General features: G+C 66.0%; 16 protein-coding genes. 7 read left to right on the forward strand and 9 right to left on the reverse strand.

What is annotated here, in order from left to right; all coding sequences use genetic code 11:
- Positions 1–62 precede the first annotated feature (62 nt).
- Positions 63–308, reverse strand: coding sequence for a hypothetical protein (locus tag FJ940_RS01305; protein ID WP_140554835.1), 246 nt, complete (start codon positions 306–308; stop codon positions 63–65).
- A 166-nt stretch (positions 309–474) separates the two neighbouring features.
- On the opposite strand from FJ940_RS01305, the gene gcvA reads away from it, so the two are divergent.
- The gene (gene gcvA / locus FJ940_RS01310; RefSeq protein WP_140492662.1) at positions 475–1,407 is read left to right on the forward strand and encodes a transcriptional regulator GcvA; all 933 of its coding nucleotides are present in this window, start codon (positions 475–477) and stop codon (positions 1,405–1,407) included.
- Between the two features lie 9 nt (positions 1,408–1,416).
- On the opposite strand, the gene FJ940_RS01315 is transcribed toward gcvA, so the two are convergent.
- The 6 genes from FJ940_RS01315 to tsaD are packed head-to-tail and all read right to left on the reverse strand — an operon-like array spanning position 1,417 to position 5,446.
- Complete coding sequence (locus FJ940_RS01315; RefSeq protein ID WP_140654934.1) at positions 1,417–1,833, reverse strand: DUF1761 domain-containing protein; 417 nt, start codon at positions 1,831–1,833, stop codon at positions 1,417–1,419.
- A gap of 51 nt (positions 1,834–1,884) precedes the next feature.
- Positions 1,885–2,556, reverse strand: a complete 672-nt coding sequence (locus tag FJ940_RS01320) for a methyltransferase (RefSeq protein ID WP_140654937.1) — start codon at positions 2,554–2,556, stop codon at positions 1,885–1,887.
- Positions 2,553–2,978: an EVE domain-containing protein gene (locus FJ940_RS01325; protein ID WP_140492656.1), complete on the reverse strand. Its 426-nt coding sequence runs from the start codon at positions 2,976–2,978 to the stop codon at positions 2,553–2,555. The genes FJ940_RS01320 and FJ940_RS01325 overlap by 4 nt, the downstream gene beginning before the upstream one ends.
- A gap of 28 nt (positions 2,979–3,006) precedes the next feature.
- Entirely contained in the window at positions 3,007–3,303 is a 297-nt protein-coding gene (locus FJ940_RS01330; RefSeq protein WP_140492651.1) for a YciI-like protein, read from the reverse strand.
- A gap of 23 nt (positions 3,304–3,326) precedes the next feature.
- Positions 3,327–4,364 carry an NAD(P)H-dependent glycerol-3-phosphate dehydrogenase gene (locus tag FJ940_RS01335; protein ID WP_246671685.1) on the reverse strand — a complete coding sequence of 346 codons (1,038 nt, stop codon included), beginning with the start codon at positions 4,362–4,364 and terminating at the stop codon, positions 3,327–3,329.
- Positions 4,361–5,446, reverse strand: a complete 1,086-nt coding sequence (gene tsaD, locus FJ940_RS01340; protein WP_181167281.1) for a tRNA (adenosine(37)-N6)-threonylcarbamoyltransferase complex transferase subunit TsaD — start codon at positions 5,444–5,446, stop codon at positions 4,361–4,363. The genes FJ940_RS01335 and tsaD overlap by 4 nt, the downstream gene beginning before the upstream one ends.
- Before the next feature lie 105 nt (positions 5,447–5,551).
- On the opposite strand from tsaD, the gene hemC reads away from it, so the two are divergent.
- The 6 genes from hemC (at position 5,552) to FJ940_RS01370 (ending at position 11,644) form a co-directional block, all read left to right on the forward strand.
- Entirely contained in the window at positions 5,552–6,478 is a 927-nt protein-coding gene (gene hemC, locus FJ940_RS01345; protein ID WP_140554831.1) for a hydroxymethylbilane synthase, read from the forward strand.
- A gap of 2 nt (positions 6,479–6,480) precedes the next feature.
- The gene (locus FJ940_RS01350; RefSeq protein WP_140628185.1) at positions 6,481–7,197 is read left to right on the forward strand and encodes a uroporphyrinogen-III synthase; all 717 of its coding nucleotides are present in this window, start codon (positions 6,481–6,483) and stop codon (positions 7,195–7,197) included.
- Between the two features lie 89 nt (positions 7,198–7,286).
- Positions 7,287–8,756 (forward strand): mitofilin family membrane protein, encoded by a 1,470-nt coding sequence (locus FJ940_RS01355; protein WP_140654940.1) that lies wholly within the window; start codon positions 7,287–7,289, stop codon positions 8,754–8,756.
- Between the two features lie 10 nt (positions 8,757–8,766).
- On the forward strand, positions 8,767–10,368 hold the full coding sequence (locus FJ940_RS01360; RefSeq protein WP_140513961.1) for a heme biosynthesis protein HemY: 1,602 nt from the start codon (positions 8,767–8,769) through the stop codon (positions 10,366–10,368).
- 36 nt (positions 10,369–10,404) lie between these two features.
- Positions 10,405–10,884, forward strand: a complete 480-nt coding sequence (locus FJ940_RS01365; RefSeq protein ID WP_140492633.1) for a TerB family tellurite resistance protein — start codon at positions 10,405–10,407, stop codon at positions 10,882–10,884.
- 22 nt (positions 10,885–10,906) lie between these two features.
- Positions 10,907–11,644 carry a glutamine amidotransferase gene (locus tag FJ940_RS01370; RefSeq protein ID WP_224655818.1) on the forward strand — a complete coding sequence of 246 codons (738 nt, stop codon included), beginning with the start codon at positions 10,907–10,909 and terminating at the stop codon, positions 11,642–11,644.
- A 21-nt stretch (positions 11,645–11,665) separates the two neighbouring features.
- On the opposite strand, the gene FJ940_RS01375 is transcribed toward FJ940_RS01370, so the two are convergent.
- Entirely contained in the window at positions 11,666–11,896 is a 231-nt protein-coding gene (locus FJ940_RS01375) for a hypothetical protein (RefSeq protein ID WP_140492627.1), read from the reverse strand.
- Between the two features lie 84 nt (positions 11,897–11,980).
- On the reverse strand, positions 11,981–13,219 hold the full coding sequence (locus FJ940_RS01380; protein WP_140628191.1) for an MFS transporter: 1,239 nt from the start codon (positions 13,217–13,219) through the stop codon (positions 11,981–11,983).
- Positions 13,220–13,590 lie beyond the last annotated feature (371 nt).

Raw genomic sequence — 13,590 nt, forward strand, 5'->3', positions numbered from 1 at the left:
GAATGGTGTAGGGAATAGGCAGTAGGCAGTAGGCAGTAGGGTTCTCTTTCTATTGCCTACTCCTAATTCCTATTCCCTTTCCTTACCTGCCAGCCGATGTCGAGCAGGCCCAGCCGGCCGAGTTCGCGGTCCATGGCGCGGGAGACGTCTTTGCGCGTGGCGCCAACATCGCGCAACTGGCGATCCGACAGGTCCTCGATGTCGTCCTGCGGCAGGCTTGCCGCGACCTTGGCCTGGCGGAGCCAGTCGAACGCGGCGGTCAGCCAGTTCAGCCGGCTCGCGGGAGCTCTCAAAGCTATGTGAGACAATGATACGGTTCCTTCCATCCGGACATAAAATCCGGTTTGATATTGGTTCGATAGTCGCATCATGCCCGATTGAAAGATTGGAGAGAAACGAGTAGTTCTTTCCGGATTATCAAGTTTTCTTTGAGGATCAGGACGCCATGACCGCGTCTGTTCTGGGGCCACGCTGATGGCCCGCCTGGTGCCGGGAACCCGGGCGCTGAGGACGCTGGAGGCAGCGGCCCGGCATCTCAATTTCACCCGGGCCGCCGACGAACTCGGCCTGACACCAGCCGCCGTCAGCCACCAGATCAAGGAGATCGAAGACCAGCTCGGCATCGTCCTGTTCACGCGCTCCAGCCGCAGCATCCGGCTGACGGAGGCCGGAACGGTGCTGTTCGAGGCCTCTGCCGATGCGCTCGACCTGCTTGGCAAGGCCGTCTCGCGGGCACAGAAGATGACGCGCGGCACGACGCTGCTGAAAGTGACGCTCGACGCCCAATTCGCGACGAAATGGCTGATGCGGCGGGTCGAGGATTTTCGAAAAAAACATGAAGGCATCGAACTCAGGTTCGACATCGCCTACGGATTGCGGGATTTCGACCTTGACGATGTCGATGTCGGCATCCGCTTCGGCGCCGGCAGATATCCGGGACTTTGCGCGCACCGGCTGTTCGACAACGTCATCATCCCGGTATGCAGCCCGAGCCTGCTGGCGTCAGGTCCGCCGCTGCGCGAACCGCGCGATCTCTTCCATCACACGCTTGCCCATATCGAATGGGCGCGTCAGGGCGTGACCTGGCCGAACTGGCGCATGTGGATGGCGGCAGCCGGCGTCGACGATTTCGACGACAGCCGCACCATCGTTTTCGGCACCTCGGCCGACGCGGTCCAGGCGGCGATGGAGGGCAGCGCCGTGGCGCTCGCCGATTTCGCCATGGTGGCCAACGACCTTTCCGAAGGCAGGTTGGTGCGGCCTTTCGAACTCGGCATCAAGGTCGCGCCGGAATTCGCCTATTTCCTGGTCTATCCCAAGGAACTGGTGAACGATCCGCGCATCGTTGCCTTTCGCACGTGGATTCTGGAGGAAATGGCAAAATCCCAAACCGCGGACCGGGTGTAGCGGAGGCCTTCAACTCGCTGCGGCGCCGAACCAGCCGACCACGGCGCCGACGATCAACAGCACGCCAAGCCAGTGGCCGCCGTCGATGATGGTCAGGTCCCAGCCGAAATTCTCGTAGCGATGATTGACCGACAGCGTGGTTGCGATGAAGCCGAGCCAAAGCACGAAACCGAAGACCAGTCCCGCCAGCAATGTCGGCTCGCCGCCAGTCACCGCGCCGACGACCAGGGCCATCACAAGCGCCATGACCAACTCGGCGATGAAAGAGATGAGAAACGGCAGCAACGATTTCTTCATGGTCGCCGGATCGAGTTTTGCAGCCTTCAGCCATGGCTTACTCAAACCGGTGTACCAGCCGGCGCCGAACAGCCACGCCAGGATTGCGGCGACGATCACCGCCAGCCAGTTAACCGCTGAAAAATCCATGATATTCCCCTCTGATACGGAGCTCATGGAAACGCCTGTTCAGTGGCGGCGTCAAGCCGGGCGCTCGGTGCTCCACCGCCAGACGGTGGTGCGTTTTATTTCGGCATCCTCGAGCGCCCGCGTCACCGGCACCTGGTAGACGCCAAGCGGTTCCAGCCCCGACCGCGGCAGATAGGAGCGGCCGGGATCGCCGATCAGGATATCGGCGCCGCGCCGCTTCAGAGCCGCGAACCAGGGCGTCAGCCGGTCTGCGAACGGCTTGTCGTAGAAGACATCGCCGGCAAGAACCACGTCCCAGTCCGCATCCGTTCCGACGCAGTCATCCTGGACGAATTCGACGGCGACGCCATTGGCTTGCGCATTGAGGCGGACCGCCGTGGCGCAGAACGGGTCGATGTCGGCGGCGGTCACCCCTGCCGCGCCGGCTTTGGCCGCGGCGATGGCGACGAGACCGGAGCCGGAGGCGAAGTCGAGCACGCGCTTGCCCCGCACCATGGCCGGGTTGTCGATGATATGGCGGGCAAGCCCCTGGCCGCCGGCCCAGGCAAAGGCCCAGAAAGGCGGCGGCAGCCCGATCTCGACCAGCTCGTCCTCCGTCCGCTGCCACAGATCATGCGCCTCGTCGGCAAGATACAGCGCAATCTCCGGCACATGCGGCGGCGCCATCAGCGCCGTATTGTAGAGGATGAAGCGTTCCGCGCTATGGCTCGTGAGAACCGTCACGGAGCCGGCGTCAGGCCACCCATGCGGCAGACTTCCTTCCATTCGGCCGGCGTCACCGGCTGCACGGAAAGCCGTCCGAGCCGCACCAGCGCCATGTCGGCGAGCTTGGGATTGGCCTTGACCTGCTCCAGCGTCGGCGGGTTCGGCACATCCTTGAAGGCGCGGATGTCGACGCATTCCCAGCGCGGATCGTCCGATGTGGTGTCGGGATGAGCCAGTGCGCACACTTCGGCGATGCCGACCACGTTCAGCCCCTCGTTGGAGTGGTAGAAGAAGCCGAGATCACCGATCTGCATGGCCTTCATGTTGTTGCGCGCCGCATAGTTGCGCACGCCGTCCCATTGCGTGCCTGCCTTCCCCTTGGCCTTCAACGCCTCGAAGGAGAACACCGAGGGTTCGGATTTGAACAACCAGTAGTTCATTCGTATTGCTCCTCCAGCCTTGTGCCGATTAATTAGCCGCCGGCTTGTTGAAGGTCCAGTTCCACTGGCGGACCTCGACGCTTTCGAACAGTCCCGCCTTGGCATAGGGATCGGCGGCCGACAGCGCCTGCGCGCCTGCCATGTCAGGCGCTTCGACGACGACGAGGCTGCCGTTGGACTTGCCGTCGGCGTCGAGGAACGGACCGGCGAAGGCCAGCTTCTTGTCGCTGTTCAGCCCTTCGAGAAAAGCGAGGTGCTCCGGCCGCGTATCGATGCGCACTTGCGTGCTTCCGGGCTTGTCCTTGCAAATCAACGCGAACAACATGTCTCTGTCTCCTGATGCTGGAATCAATCGTCGGTTTCGGTCTTCAGCGGCCGGGTCATCAAGGCCGCCACAGCCTGCCGGATGGTGATGGTGCCGTCCAGTATGGCGGCGACTGCGGCGATGATAGGCGCGTCGATGCCGCGCTCGGTGGCGATGCGGGCGGCGATCGCCGCCGTCGGCACGCCTTCCGCCAGCGGCAGCCCGCCAAGCGGCTTGCCCTGGCCGAGCGCCAGTCCGTAGGCAAAGTTGCGCGATTGCGTGGACGAGCAGGTGAGCAGCAGGTCGCCAAGGCCGGAAAGCCCCATCAACGTCTCGGGCCTGGCGCCGAAGGCGGCACCGATGCGGCGCAGTTCGACGAAGCCGCGCGTCACCATGGCGGCCTGGGCACTGGCGCCGAGCCCGGCGCCGGTGACGGCACCCGCGGCGATGGCGAAGACGTTCTTCAAGGCGCCGCCGATCTCGACGCCGATCAAATCATCATTCGAATAGCAGCGCAGATTTTCCGCCGAGAAGCGCGCGGCAAGCTTGGCCGCCAGCGCCTCGTCCCGGGCGGCAACCACTACCGCCGTGGGCAAGCCCCGGGCAACGTCCGTGGCGAAGCTCGGACCGGACAGAGCGGCGACCGGATTCACAGGCAGGATTTCCCCGACGATCGCCGACAGCAAAGCGCCGGTGTCGCGCTCGATGCCCTTGGCGCATAGCACCAGTGGGACGCCGGCCGGCATATGGCCGTTGGCGTGAGCAAGCATGGCCCGCAACGATTGCGCCGGCGTCACCGCCAGCACGCAATCGGCACCGTCGAGCGCGGCTTGGATGTTGCTCGTCGCCACGATGCCGGCCTGGAGCGCGATGCCAGGCAGATAGCGTCGATTTTCGCCGTGGTCGATTGCGGCGACGGTCTCCGGGTCGCGCGCATAAAGGCGGACGAAATGGCCGGCGCGCAGCATGGCCAGCGCCAAAGCGGTACCCCAGGCCCCGCCACCGAGCACGGCAACGCGCCAGCCGGTTGGCGCGATCTCGATGCCGCTCATGCCTTCTTCGCTCATGCCCTCCTTGCTCATGCTTTGGCCCCGCGCCGGCCCGAACCGATCATCGGCGCGGAGATGCTGTCCAGCGGCCAGCGCGAGCGCGGCACGAAATCGAAGCCGTTTTCTTGCGCCAGGCCTTCGCGCATCCGCTCGATGCCGGCCCAGGCGATCATTGCCGCATTGTCTGTGCAAAGTTTCAGCGGTGGCGCGACGAAGGCGAAGCGCGCCTCGGCGCACAGCCGTTCCAGCGTCGCCTTGATCGTATGGTTGGCGGCGACGCCGCCGGCGACGACCAGCGCCGGCGCGGCCGTGTCGGGGAATTCCCGGCGGAACCGGGCGAGCGCGCGCGAGACACGGTCGCCCAGCGCGTCGGCCACCGCCGCCTGGAAGGACGCGCAGATGTCGGCGACGTCCCGGTCGCTCAAGGGCTCGATCGCGCTCGCCGCCTGGCGCACAGCGGTCTTCAAGCCGGAGAACGAAAAATCGGGCTGCGCCGATCCCTTCATCGGACGCGGGAAGGCAAAACGACCCGCATCGCCCGATGCCGCCGCCTTCTCGACATTGGGACCGCCGGGATAGGGTAGGCCAAGCATCTTGGCCGTCTTGTCGAATGCTTCGCCGAGCGCGTCGTCGATGGTCGTCGCCCAGCGTTGGTAGTCGCCGACACCGCGCACGGCCAGGATCTGTGTGTGGCCGCCGGAGACCAGCAGCAGGAGATAGGGAAAGTCGAGCCCATCGGTCAGCCGCGCCGTCAAGGCATGGCCTTCGAGATGGTTGACGGCGATCAGCGGCTTGCCGGTTGCGGCCGCGATCGCCTTGGCCGTCATCAGCCCGACGATGAGGCCCCCGACGAGGCCCGGACCTGCGGTCGCGGCGATGGCGTCGATGTCGGCCAGCGCCACGCCCGAATCGGCAAGGGCTGCCTCGACAATGCCGTCCAGGGCCTCGACATGGGCGCGCGCGGCGATCTCCGGCACAACCCCGCCGAAGGCGGCATGCTCCTCGATCTGCGACAGCACGATATTGGACAGGATTTTGGGCGCGGCATCGCCCTCCAACGCCACGACGCTGGCGGCGGTCTCGTCACAACTCGTTTCAATGCCCAGAACGCGGATCAATTGGTCGCTGTCCCCAAGGATTGTGTATCGGGGCATTCCCCGGTAGGAGACGCCCGGAAAAGGCGACTTCGCTTGCCGGGGGGTTATCACGGACCGCGCGCCATGCAAACAATCTTGAAGATCGGAACACGCGGCAGCCCGCTGGCGCTGGCGCAGGCGCAGGAAACCCAGGCGCGGCTTATGGCGGCGCATGGTTTGCCGCAAGAAGCGTTCGAAATCGTCGTCATCTCGACCACCGGCGACCGCATCCAGGACCGGCCGCTGTCGGAAGCTGGCGGCAAGGGCCTCTTCACCAAGGAGATCGAGGAGGCGCTGCTCGCCCGCGCGATCGACATTGCCGTGCATTCCTCGAAGGACATGCCGACGCAGTTGCCCGATGGGCTGGAGCTGTCTGCTTTCCTGCCGCGCGAGGACGCGCGCGATGCTTTCGTCGGCAAGGCGGCTAAGACGATTGCAGACCTGCCGCGTGGCGCCAAAGTCGGCTCGTCGTCGCTCAGGCGGCAGGCGCTGATCCGCCGCATGCGGCCGGATCTCGACGTGGTGATGTTTCGTGGCAATGTGCAGACGCGGCTGCGCAAGCTCGATGAAGGCGTTGCCGCCGGCACCATCCTCGCCCATGCCGGGCTGAAGCGGCTCGGGCTCGGCCACGTGGTCACCGATCTGATCCCGCTCGACATCTTTCCGCCGGCGCCGGGCCAAGGCGCGATCGGCATCGAAACCCGCATAGGCGATGGCGACGTCGAACAGATGCTGGCGGCCATCCACGACCTGCCGACCGGACAGGCGCTGGCTTGCGAGCGCGCTTTCCTGGCGGCCCTCGACGGCTCCTGCCGCACGCCGATTGCCGGTCATGCCGTGATAGACGGCGCGGACCTTTCTTTCGCGGGATTGATCATCTCGCCTGATGGCACGCAGTCGCACATGGTCGAGATGAAAGGCCTGGCGCTGGATGCCGCCCGCATCGGTGAAGAGGCGGCAAGGACGGTGCGGGCCAGGGCCGGCGAGACATTCTTCGACGGCTGGGCCTGACGGTGCAGCGCGTTCTGGTGACGCGGCCTCAACCGGGCGCCTCCCGCACCGCGCGAATGCTCAAGGACATGGGGTTTCTACCGCTGCTTTTGCCGCTGACCGAGACGGTGGCCTTGCCGATCGATACGGACCTCGTCATCGGCAATGCCGTGGCCGTTGCGGTGACCAGCGCCAATGGCGTGCGCTTTGCGCCTAAGGAGGTCGTCGCCCGGCTTTCGGACTTGCCTTGCCATGCCGTCGGCAAGAGGACCGCGCAAGCCGCGCGTGAAGCAGGATTTTTGTCCGTCAGCGAAGGTCCCGGCAATGCCGAAGGTCTTGCAGGCAGTCTTGCCGGCGAATTCCAGGGCAAGACCATTGTCTATCTCTGCGGACGCGTGCGCTTCCCGGCATTCGAGCAGCGGCTGCAAGCTGCCGATGTCAGGGTCCGCCCCGTCGAGACATACAACACGCTCGCCGTGACCTATTCGGACGAGGCCGTGCTTGCCCGTCTGTCGGGGCAAACCGCGGATGCGGTGCTGCTCTATTCCGCCAGGGCGGCTGCCGCGCTGCAGGCCCTGGTCAGGCGGCCTGCGCTGCATGAAGCCTTTGACAAGACGCGGGTTTTTGCCCTGTCGCATCGCATCGCCGCTGTCCTTGGCGACGTCGCTGGCGACCGTATCCACATAGCCGCACGGCCCGACGAGGGTGCGCTGCTTTCGCTTTTGCGGCCCCGGTCCTGAGCCGCGTCATCACACCGCCCCTTTTCACCGCTTGGTGATGTGCTAGACCCTCTTTGAACCATCCCCAAGCGAATTTGCGGAGCCCAAGCATGGTGAAGACGCCGAAGATGCGACATTCGAAAAGCCGCCGCGAGCCGGTGACCATCGAACTTGAGCCCGGCGCCGTTTCCCGCATCGCCGACGAGAATGCCGCCAGGGCCGGGGCGCAAACCGACGAGGCCAAGGCGGAGGAAGCCGCGAACGCCTCGCGGCCGGAGGCGCCCGAAGAGCCTGTGCACGCCGACCAGACCGATCTAGAACCCTGGGAGCACGCCGAGGCGACAGCGCCCCGATCGGAACGCGCCGCCGAGGCGGACGAACCGGCGGCAGCCTACCCCGGTTCCCCGGACGACGCCGCTGGCAAGGCCGGCGCCTTCGACTACAGTTTCGAGGACGCATCGGCGAAGCGCGCCGAACCTGAACCGGCCGGGCCAGTGACCGGCGCCTCGGCGGGGAACGGGAAAACCGCATCCGCACCGCCACCGCCGAAGCGGGTCAACGGCATCGCGGCCGGCATCATCGGCGGTGTCATCGCACTGGTCGGCGCCGGCGGATTGCAGTTCGCCGGCCTGCTCGGCGCGCCGGGGTCCGCTCCCAGCGTCTCGCTCGAAGGCGTCAACGGCGAAATCGCCGCGCTCAGAACCGAGATCGCGGATCTGAGGCAAGCCGGCGACGGCGGTGCGTCGGCCAAGGTCGACGGGTTGTCCGCGGCGTTGGATCAGGTCAGGACGGATGTCGCAGCGCTCAAATCGGCGGTCGAGCAAGGCGGAGCGGGCGACAATGCCGGGCTGGCCGCGCTTGGCGACAAGGTCAGGCAGATCGAGACGGCGGTTGCGTCGCTAGGCAAGGCCGGCAACCCGGCTCCAGTCGATCTCGGCCCGCTCAATGAAAGGCTGGCTGGCCTCGATGCGCTGGTGAAATCGGCCGGCGAGGCGGCGGCGAAGCAGGACGGCCGGCTCACCGCGCTGGAGCAGTCGGTGGCGCAGCTTTCCGGCAAGGTCGAGGCGCAGGCCGGACAGCCGAAGGTCGCGCTCGCCATCGCCGCTTCGGCACTGAAGGCGGCGCTCGACCGTGGCGCGCCGTTCGGTGCCGAACTCGAGACCTTCGCCGCGATCGCGCCGGACGCGCCGCAGCTTGCGGCTCTGCGCGCCTACGCCCAAAAGGGCGTCCAGACCCGCACCGAGATCGCATCGCAGATGGATGCCGCCGCCAACGCCATGGTCGCGGCGGCCACGCCGGTCGACGAAAATGCCGGGCTGCTGCAGAACCTTCTGTCGAGCGCCGAATCGCTGGTCAAGGTCCGGCCGATCGGCGCTGTCCAGGGCGCCGGCGCGCCGGAAACCATTGCGCGCATGGAGGTGGCGGTCAATCAGGGCGACTATGCCAAGGCGCTCACAGAATATGAGACGCTGCCCGCGCCTGCAAAGGCGGCCGGCGCCGATTTTGCCGGCAAGCTGAAGGCACGCATCGAGGTCGAGACACTGATCGATGCGCTGATATCAGGCGCGATGAAGGCGTGAGGAACTGGCGATGATCCGAATCCTGCTCTTCCTCGCCGTCGTCTTCGCGCTGGGCCTAGGCTTTGCCTGGCTGGCGGACCGGCCGGGTGACATGGTCATCACCTTCAACGGCTACCAGTATCAGGTCAGCCTGATGGTGGCGGCGGTGGCGGTGGTCGCTGTCGTCGCGGCGGTGATGATCCTGTGGTGGCTGATCAAGTCGGTCTGGAACAGCCCCTACACCATTTCGCGCTATTTCCGGGTGCGGCGCCGCGACCGCGGCTATCAGGCGCTGTCGACCGGCATGATCGCCGCCGGCGCCGGCGACGGCGCGCTGGCCCGCAAGAAGACCAAGGAAGCGGCCAAGCTGATCCGCTCCGACCAGGAGCCATTGATCCATCTGCTCGAAGCCCAGGCTTCGCTGCTCGAAGGCGACCACGAAGGCGCGCGCCAGAAATTCGAGAGCATGCTCGACGATCCCGAAATGCGGCTGCTCGGCCTGCGCGGGCTTTATCTCGAAGCCGAGCGCCTGGGGGACCGCAATGCCGCCAGGCACTATGCCGGGCGCGCCGCCGGCATGGCGCCGCAACTGGCCTGGGCGGCCGAATCGACGCTTGAAGAGCTGACCGGGCGCGGCGACTGGGACGGCGCGCTGAAGCTGGTCGAGGCGCAGAAGGCGACCCGCCAGATCGAACGTGACGCCGCCAACCGCCGACGCGCCGTGCTGTTGACCGCCAAGGCGCAGTCACTCGCCGACAGCGATCCCGCAGCCGCCCGCACGGCGGCGATAGAGGCCAATCGGCTGCAGCCGGAGTTCGCGCCGGCCGCGGTCGCGGCTGCGACGCTGCTGTTTCGCCAGAACGACGTGCGCAAGGGCTCGAAGATCCTCGAGACAGCCTGGAGGGCCGAACCGCATCCGGAGATAGCGGAGCTCTATACCCATGCCAGGCCGGGTGACGCCGTGCTCGATCGCCTCAACCGGGCGAGGAAATTGCAGGAGATGAAGAAGAACCACGCCGAATCCTCGATGACGGTGGCGCGCGCCGCGCTCGATGCACAGGATTTTGCGACTGCCCGCCGCGAAGCCGAGGCGGCGATCCGGATGGACCGCCGCGAGGGCGCCTATCTGCTTTTGGCCGACATCGAAGAAGCCGAGACGGGCGACCAAGGCAAGGTGCGACAGCTCTTGTCCAAGGCGGTGCGGGCGCCGCGCGACCCGGCCTGGGTCGCCGACGGCGTCGTCTCGGAGCGCTGGGCGCCGGTATCGCCGGTCACCGGCCGGCTTGACGCCTTCGAGTGGCGCGCCCCGATGGAGCGTCTCGGCCAGCTGATCGACAGCCGTGACGATGCGCCGGACGCCCCGGCGGTGGCTATCGAGGCGCCGGGCAGGCCGGCGCAGGAAGAGTCGGTCGAGGTGATCGATCACGCTGGCCCGGGCGGCGAGACGGCCGGCAAGCAGGCCGAGAACGATCAGGACCACGTCAGGCCGGTGACGGCGCAGGCTTTCGCCGCGGTGCCCGCCGATGCCGAGGCCGTCGAACCGGCGCAGGAACTGGCACGCCTGCCGGACGATCCCGGCGTCGATCCGGATGATGCGGCGGAAAAGTCGCCGCGCCGGTTCCGGTTGTTTTGAGTTGGCTGGGTGGCCCGGCCGTTTGGGAATGGATCGATGTTCGAACGCGTTTTGTCGTTTCTGAGGGATTTGCCGACCGGCACCGGCGCCCGCGCCAGCGCCGATGATCCGCGCGTGGCAGCCTCGGCGCTGCTCTACCACGTGATGAGCGCCGACGGCGTGCGCCAGGACGTCGAGTGGGAACGGTTCAAGGCAGTGCTGGCGCAGGCCTATTCGGTCAGCGGCAACGAGCTCGACGCGCTGGCCGCCGCCGGCGAGCGCGCCGACAACGAGGCGATCGACCTCTATGCCTTCACCAGCGTGCTGAAGCGCCACCTCGATGCCGAAGGCCGCAAGGCTTTCATCGGCCTGATGTGGGAGATCGTCTATGCCGATGGCGAGCTGCACGAGTTGGAAGACAACACGGTCTGGCGCGTTGCCGAGCTGATCGGCGTCGAACGCCAGGATCGCATCGAGGCGCGCCGCAAGGCGGCGGCCGCGGCGCCGGGGGCCCGTGGAACGTCGAGCGACGAATAGGATCCATCCGCCGATGCCGCCGATGCCGCCGATGCCGCCGCGTTCGAAGCCGAGAATCCTGATCGTGCTGCATCAGGAGAATTCGAGCCCCGGGCGCGTCGGCCACATGCTTCTCGAAGAGGGCTTCGATCTCGACATCCGCCGCCCGCCGCTTGGCGATGCCTTGCCAGAGACGCTCGACGGCCATGCCGGGGCCGTGGTGTTCGGCGGGCCGATGAGCGCCAATGACGAGGACGAGTTCGTCCGCCGCGAGACCGACTGGCTTGAGGTTCCGCTGCGTGAGAACCGACCGCTGCTGGGTATCTGCCTTGGTGCGCAGATGCTGGCCAACCATCTCGGCGGCAAGGTCGAGGGCCATGGCGAAGGTCTGGTCGAGATCGGCTGGTATCCGTTGAAGGCGACCGAAGCCGGCAGAAAGCTGATGCACTGGCCCGAAATGGTCTATCAGTTCCATCGCGAAGGTTTTTCGCTGCCGAGCGACGCGACCTTGCTGGCGACCGCCGAGACCTATCCCAACCAGGCTTTCCGCTACCGCGACAATGCCTGGGGCATCCAGTTCCACGGCGAATTGACCAGGCTGATGATGCAGCGCTGGGTGGTGCGCGGCGCGCACCGCTTCGAATTGCCGGGCGCCCAGCCCGGCCGCGACCATCTCGGCGGCAGGCTGATCTGGGACATGCACCTCAAGCGCTGGCTGGACGAGTTCCTGGTGCTGATTTTCGGCGGCCGACGGCGCGGTCGCGGCACAACCATCCCCTGATGGCGGGTCGTTTAACACCTGCTAGTTCGAAAACGTCACGCTCACGCCGCGCTGACGAAAATAAGCCTGCATCAATTTGCGGCCCGAGCGGTTGTTCTGCGCCAGTTTGGTGGGATCGAACACCGCCTGCTTCATCCCCTCTCGTGCCAGCGCTGCCTTAAGCGTCGCGATATGGGCGTCGAGATCGGCATTATCGGCCCGCAGCGACACATAGATACTCTCGGTTGCCTCAGCCACGGTCGGTTCGCTCACAGTTATCGTCCTTTGATTGGTCGGGCGGCGGCTTAGCACAGATTCGCAGCCCGCCGATACCGGTGGACCTGAATTCGATCCCCGTCAGTTTCGTCCACTGAGGTGCCGCACCCTTCGGAGCGCCGGGAACAGATAGGCCCACAGGCCGGCAACGGCAATGGCGCCGACGCCGCCGATGACGACGGCAGGCACCGTGCCGATCAGCGCCGCCATGGTGCCGGCGCGGAATTCGCCGAGCTCGTTGGAGGCGCCGACGAAGACCTGATTGACGGCGTTGACGCGGCCGCGGACATGATCGGGGGTCCAGAGCTGGATCAACGTTTCCCTGATGTAGACGCTGAACATGTCGGTGGCGCCGAGGAAGGCCAATGCCAGGATCGACAGCCAGGTGAAGGTCGACAGGCCGAACAGCACCGTAAAGGCGCCGAACGCGGCCACGAAGCCGAGCATGATCAGGCCCGCGTGGTTTCGGATAGGATGACCAGCGAGCCAGATGGCGACACAGATGGCACCCACCCCTGGCGCCGAGCGCAGCAAACCAAGCCCCCAAGGGCCGAGTTGCAATATGTCGCGGGCATAGATCGGCAGCAGCGCCGAGGCGCCGGACAGGAGCACGGCGAAGAGATCGAGCGAGATGGCGCCAAGCACGATCTTCTCGCCCCAGATGTAACCGAAGCCGGCGAACAGGGTCTGCATGGTCGGCTTGTCGGTCTCGCTGCGTTGCGCTGGCCTCGGTATGGTGAAGATCAGCAGCCCGGCGACGAGCATCAGCGCCGTGGCCGTGCCATAGGCCACCTCGGCCGATACGCCGTAGAGCAGGCCGCCGGCGACCGGCCCGACGATGGTCGCCGTCTGCCAGGCCGACGAGTTCCAGGCGATGGCGTTGGCGAAATCCCGGGGCGGCACCAGATTGGCGAACAGCGACGACGAGGCCGGTCCGAAGAAGGCGCGGGCAATGCCGAACATGGCGAGCACGATGAAGATTGGCAGCGGGCCGCTGATGCCGCGCAGGGTCAGGATGAGCAGCGCGAGCGCGCAGATCGCCTCGAGCAGCACCGCCAGCGCCATGATCAGCCGGCGGCCGAAACGGTCGGCAACGACCCCCGTGACCAGCACCAGGAGCAGCGCAGGCAGGAACTGGACGATGCCGACAAGCCCGAGATCGAGCGGGTCGCGGGTCAGGTCGTACATCTGCCAGCCGACCGCGACGGACACGATCATGGTGGCGAATGTGGTGAGGAAGCGCGCCGCCCAATAGCTCAGGAAGGAGCGATGGCGGAACGCGGCATAGCGCTGGTCCGGTGATATCTGTTCGGAGGTCATGGAACGAGGCCCCGTTAGAAGGATGGAGGCCGGCGGGGCACTTCCACGATGGACGCTGGTCCGGCCGGGGAACCCTTTAGCCCAGTTCGACGTATGACGCGCGCAAAAAACAGGTTCTGGATCAAGGATTTTCTGACGTGTTCCATCGAACGCACACGAAACTCACCCGCCAAGACCCGGCGGGACAGGAAAGCCTATCGGGTGTCTCGAAGACCGCATGTCTCCCCCATCGTGCACGCGATAACCTTGAAAGCCGATCCGTGAGCAGCATTCTTTTGGCCTGCCCACTGGCCTGGCCGAAACCTACCGATACATTGGGTTTTGGCGATAATGTCGAGCGTAACTTCACCCTTATATATCGTCGTCCCTTG

The sequence above is a fragment of the Mesorhizobium sp. B2-3-7 genome, assembly GCF_006442695.1.
Lineage (GTDB): Bacteria > Pseudomonadota > Alphaproteobacteria > Rhizobiales > Rhizobiaceae > Mesorhizobium.

Coding starts and splice junctions, on each gene's coding strand:
- gcvA (WP_140492662.1), top strand. CDS start 475: ATGGCCCGCCTGGTGCCGGGAACCCGGGCGCTGAGGACGCTGGAGGCA.
- FJ940_RS01315 (WP_140654934.1), bottom strand. CDS start 1,833: ATGGATTTTTCAGCGGTTAACTGGCTGGCGGTGATCGTCGCCGCAATC.
- FJ940_RS01325 (WP_140492656.1), bottom strand. CDS start 2,978: ATGAACTACTGGTTGTTCAAATCCGAACCCTCGGTGTTCTCCTTCGAG.
- FJ940_RS01330 (WP_140492651.1), bottom strand. CDS start 3,303: ATGTTGTTCGCGTTGATTTGCAAGGACAAGCCCGGAAGCACGCAAGTG.
- FJ940_RS01335 (WP_246671685.1), bottom strand. CDS start 4,364: ATGAGCAAGGAGGGCATGAGCGAAGAAGGCATGAGCGGCATCGAGATC.
- hemC (WP_140554831.1), top strand. CDS start 5,552: ATGCAAACAATCTTGAAGATCGGAACACGCGGCAGCCCGCTGGCGCTG.
- FJ940_RS01355 (WP_140654940.1), top strand. CDS start 7,287: ATGGTGAAGACGCCGAAGATGCGACATTCGAAAAGCCGCCGCGAGCCG.
- FJ940_RS01360 (WP_140513961.1), top strand. CDS start 8,767: ATGATCCGAATCCTGCTCTTCCTCGCCGTCGTCTTCGCGCTGGGCCTA.
- FJ940_RS01365 (WP_140492633.1), top strand. CDS start 10,405: ATGTTCGAACGCGTTTTGTCGTTTCTGAGGGATTTGCCGACCGGCACC.
- FJ940_RS01370 (WP_224655818.1), top strand. CDS start 10,907: ATGCCGCCGATGCCGCCGCGTTCGAAGCCGAGAATCCTGATCGTGCTG.
- FJ940_RS01380 (WP_140628191.1), bottom strand. CDS start 13,219: ATGACCTCCGAACAGATATCACCGGACCAGCGCTATGCCGCGTTCCGC.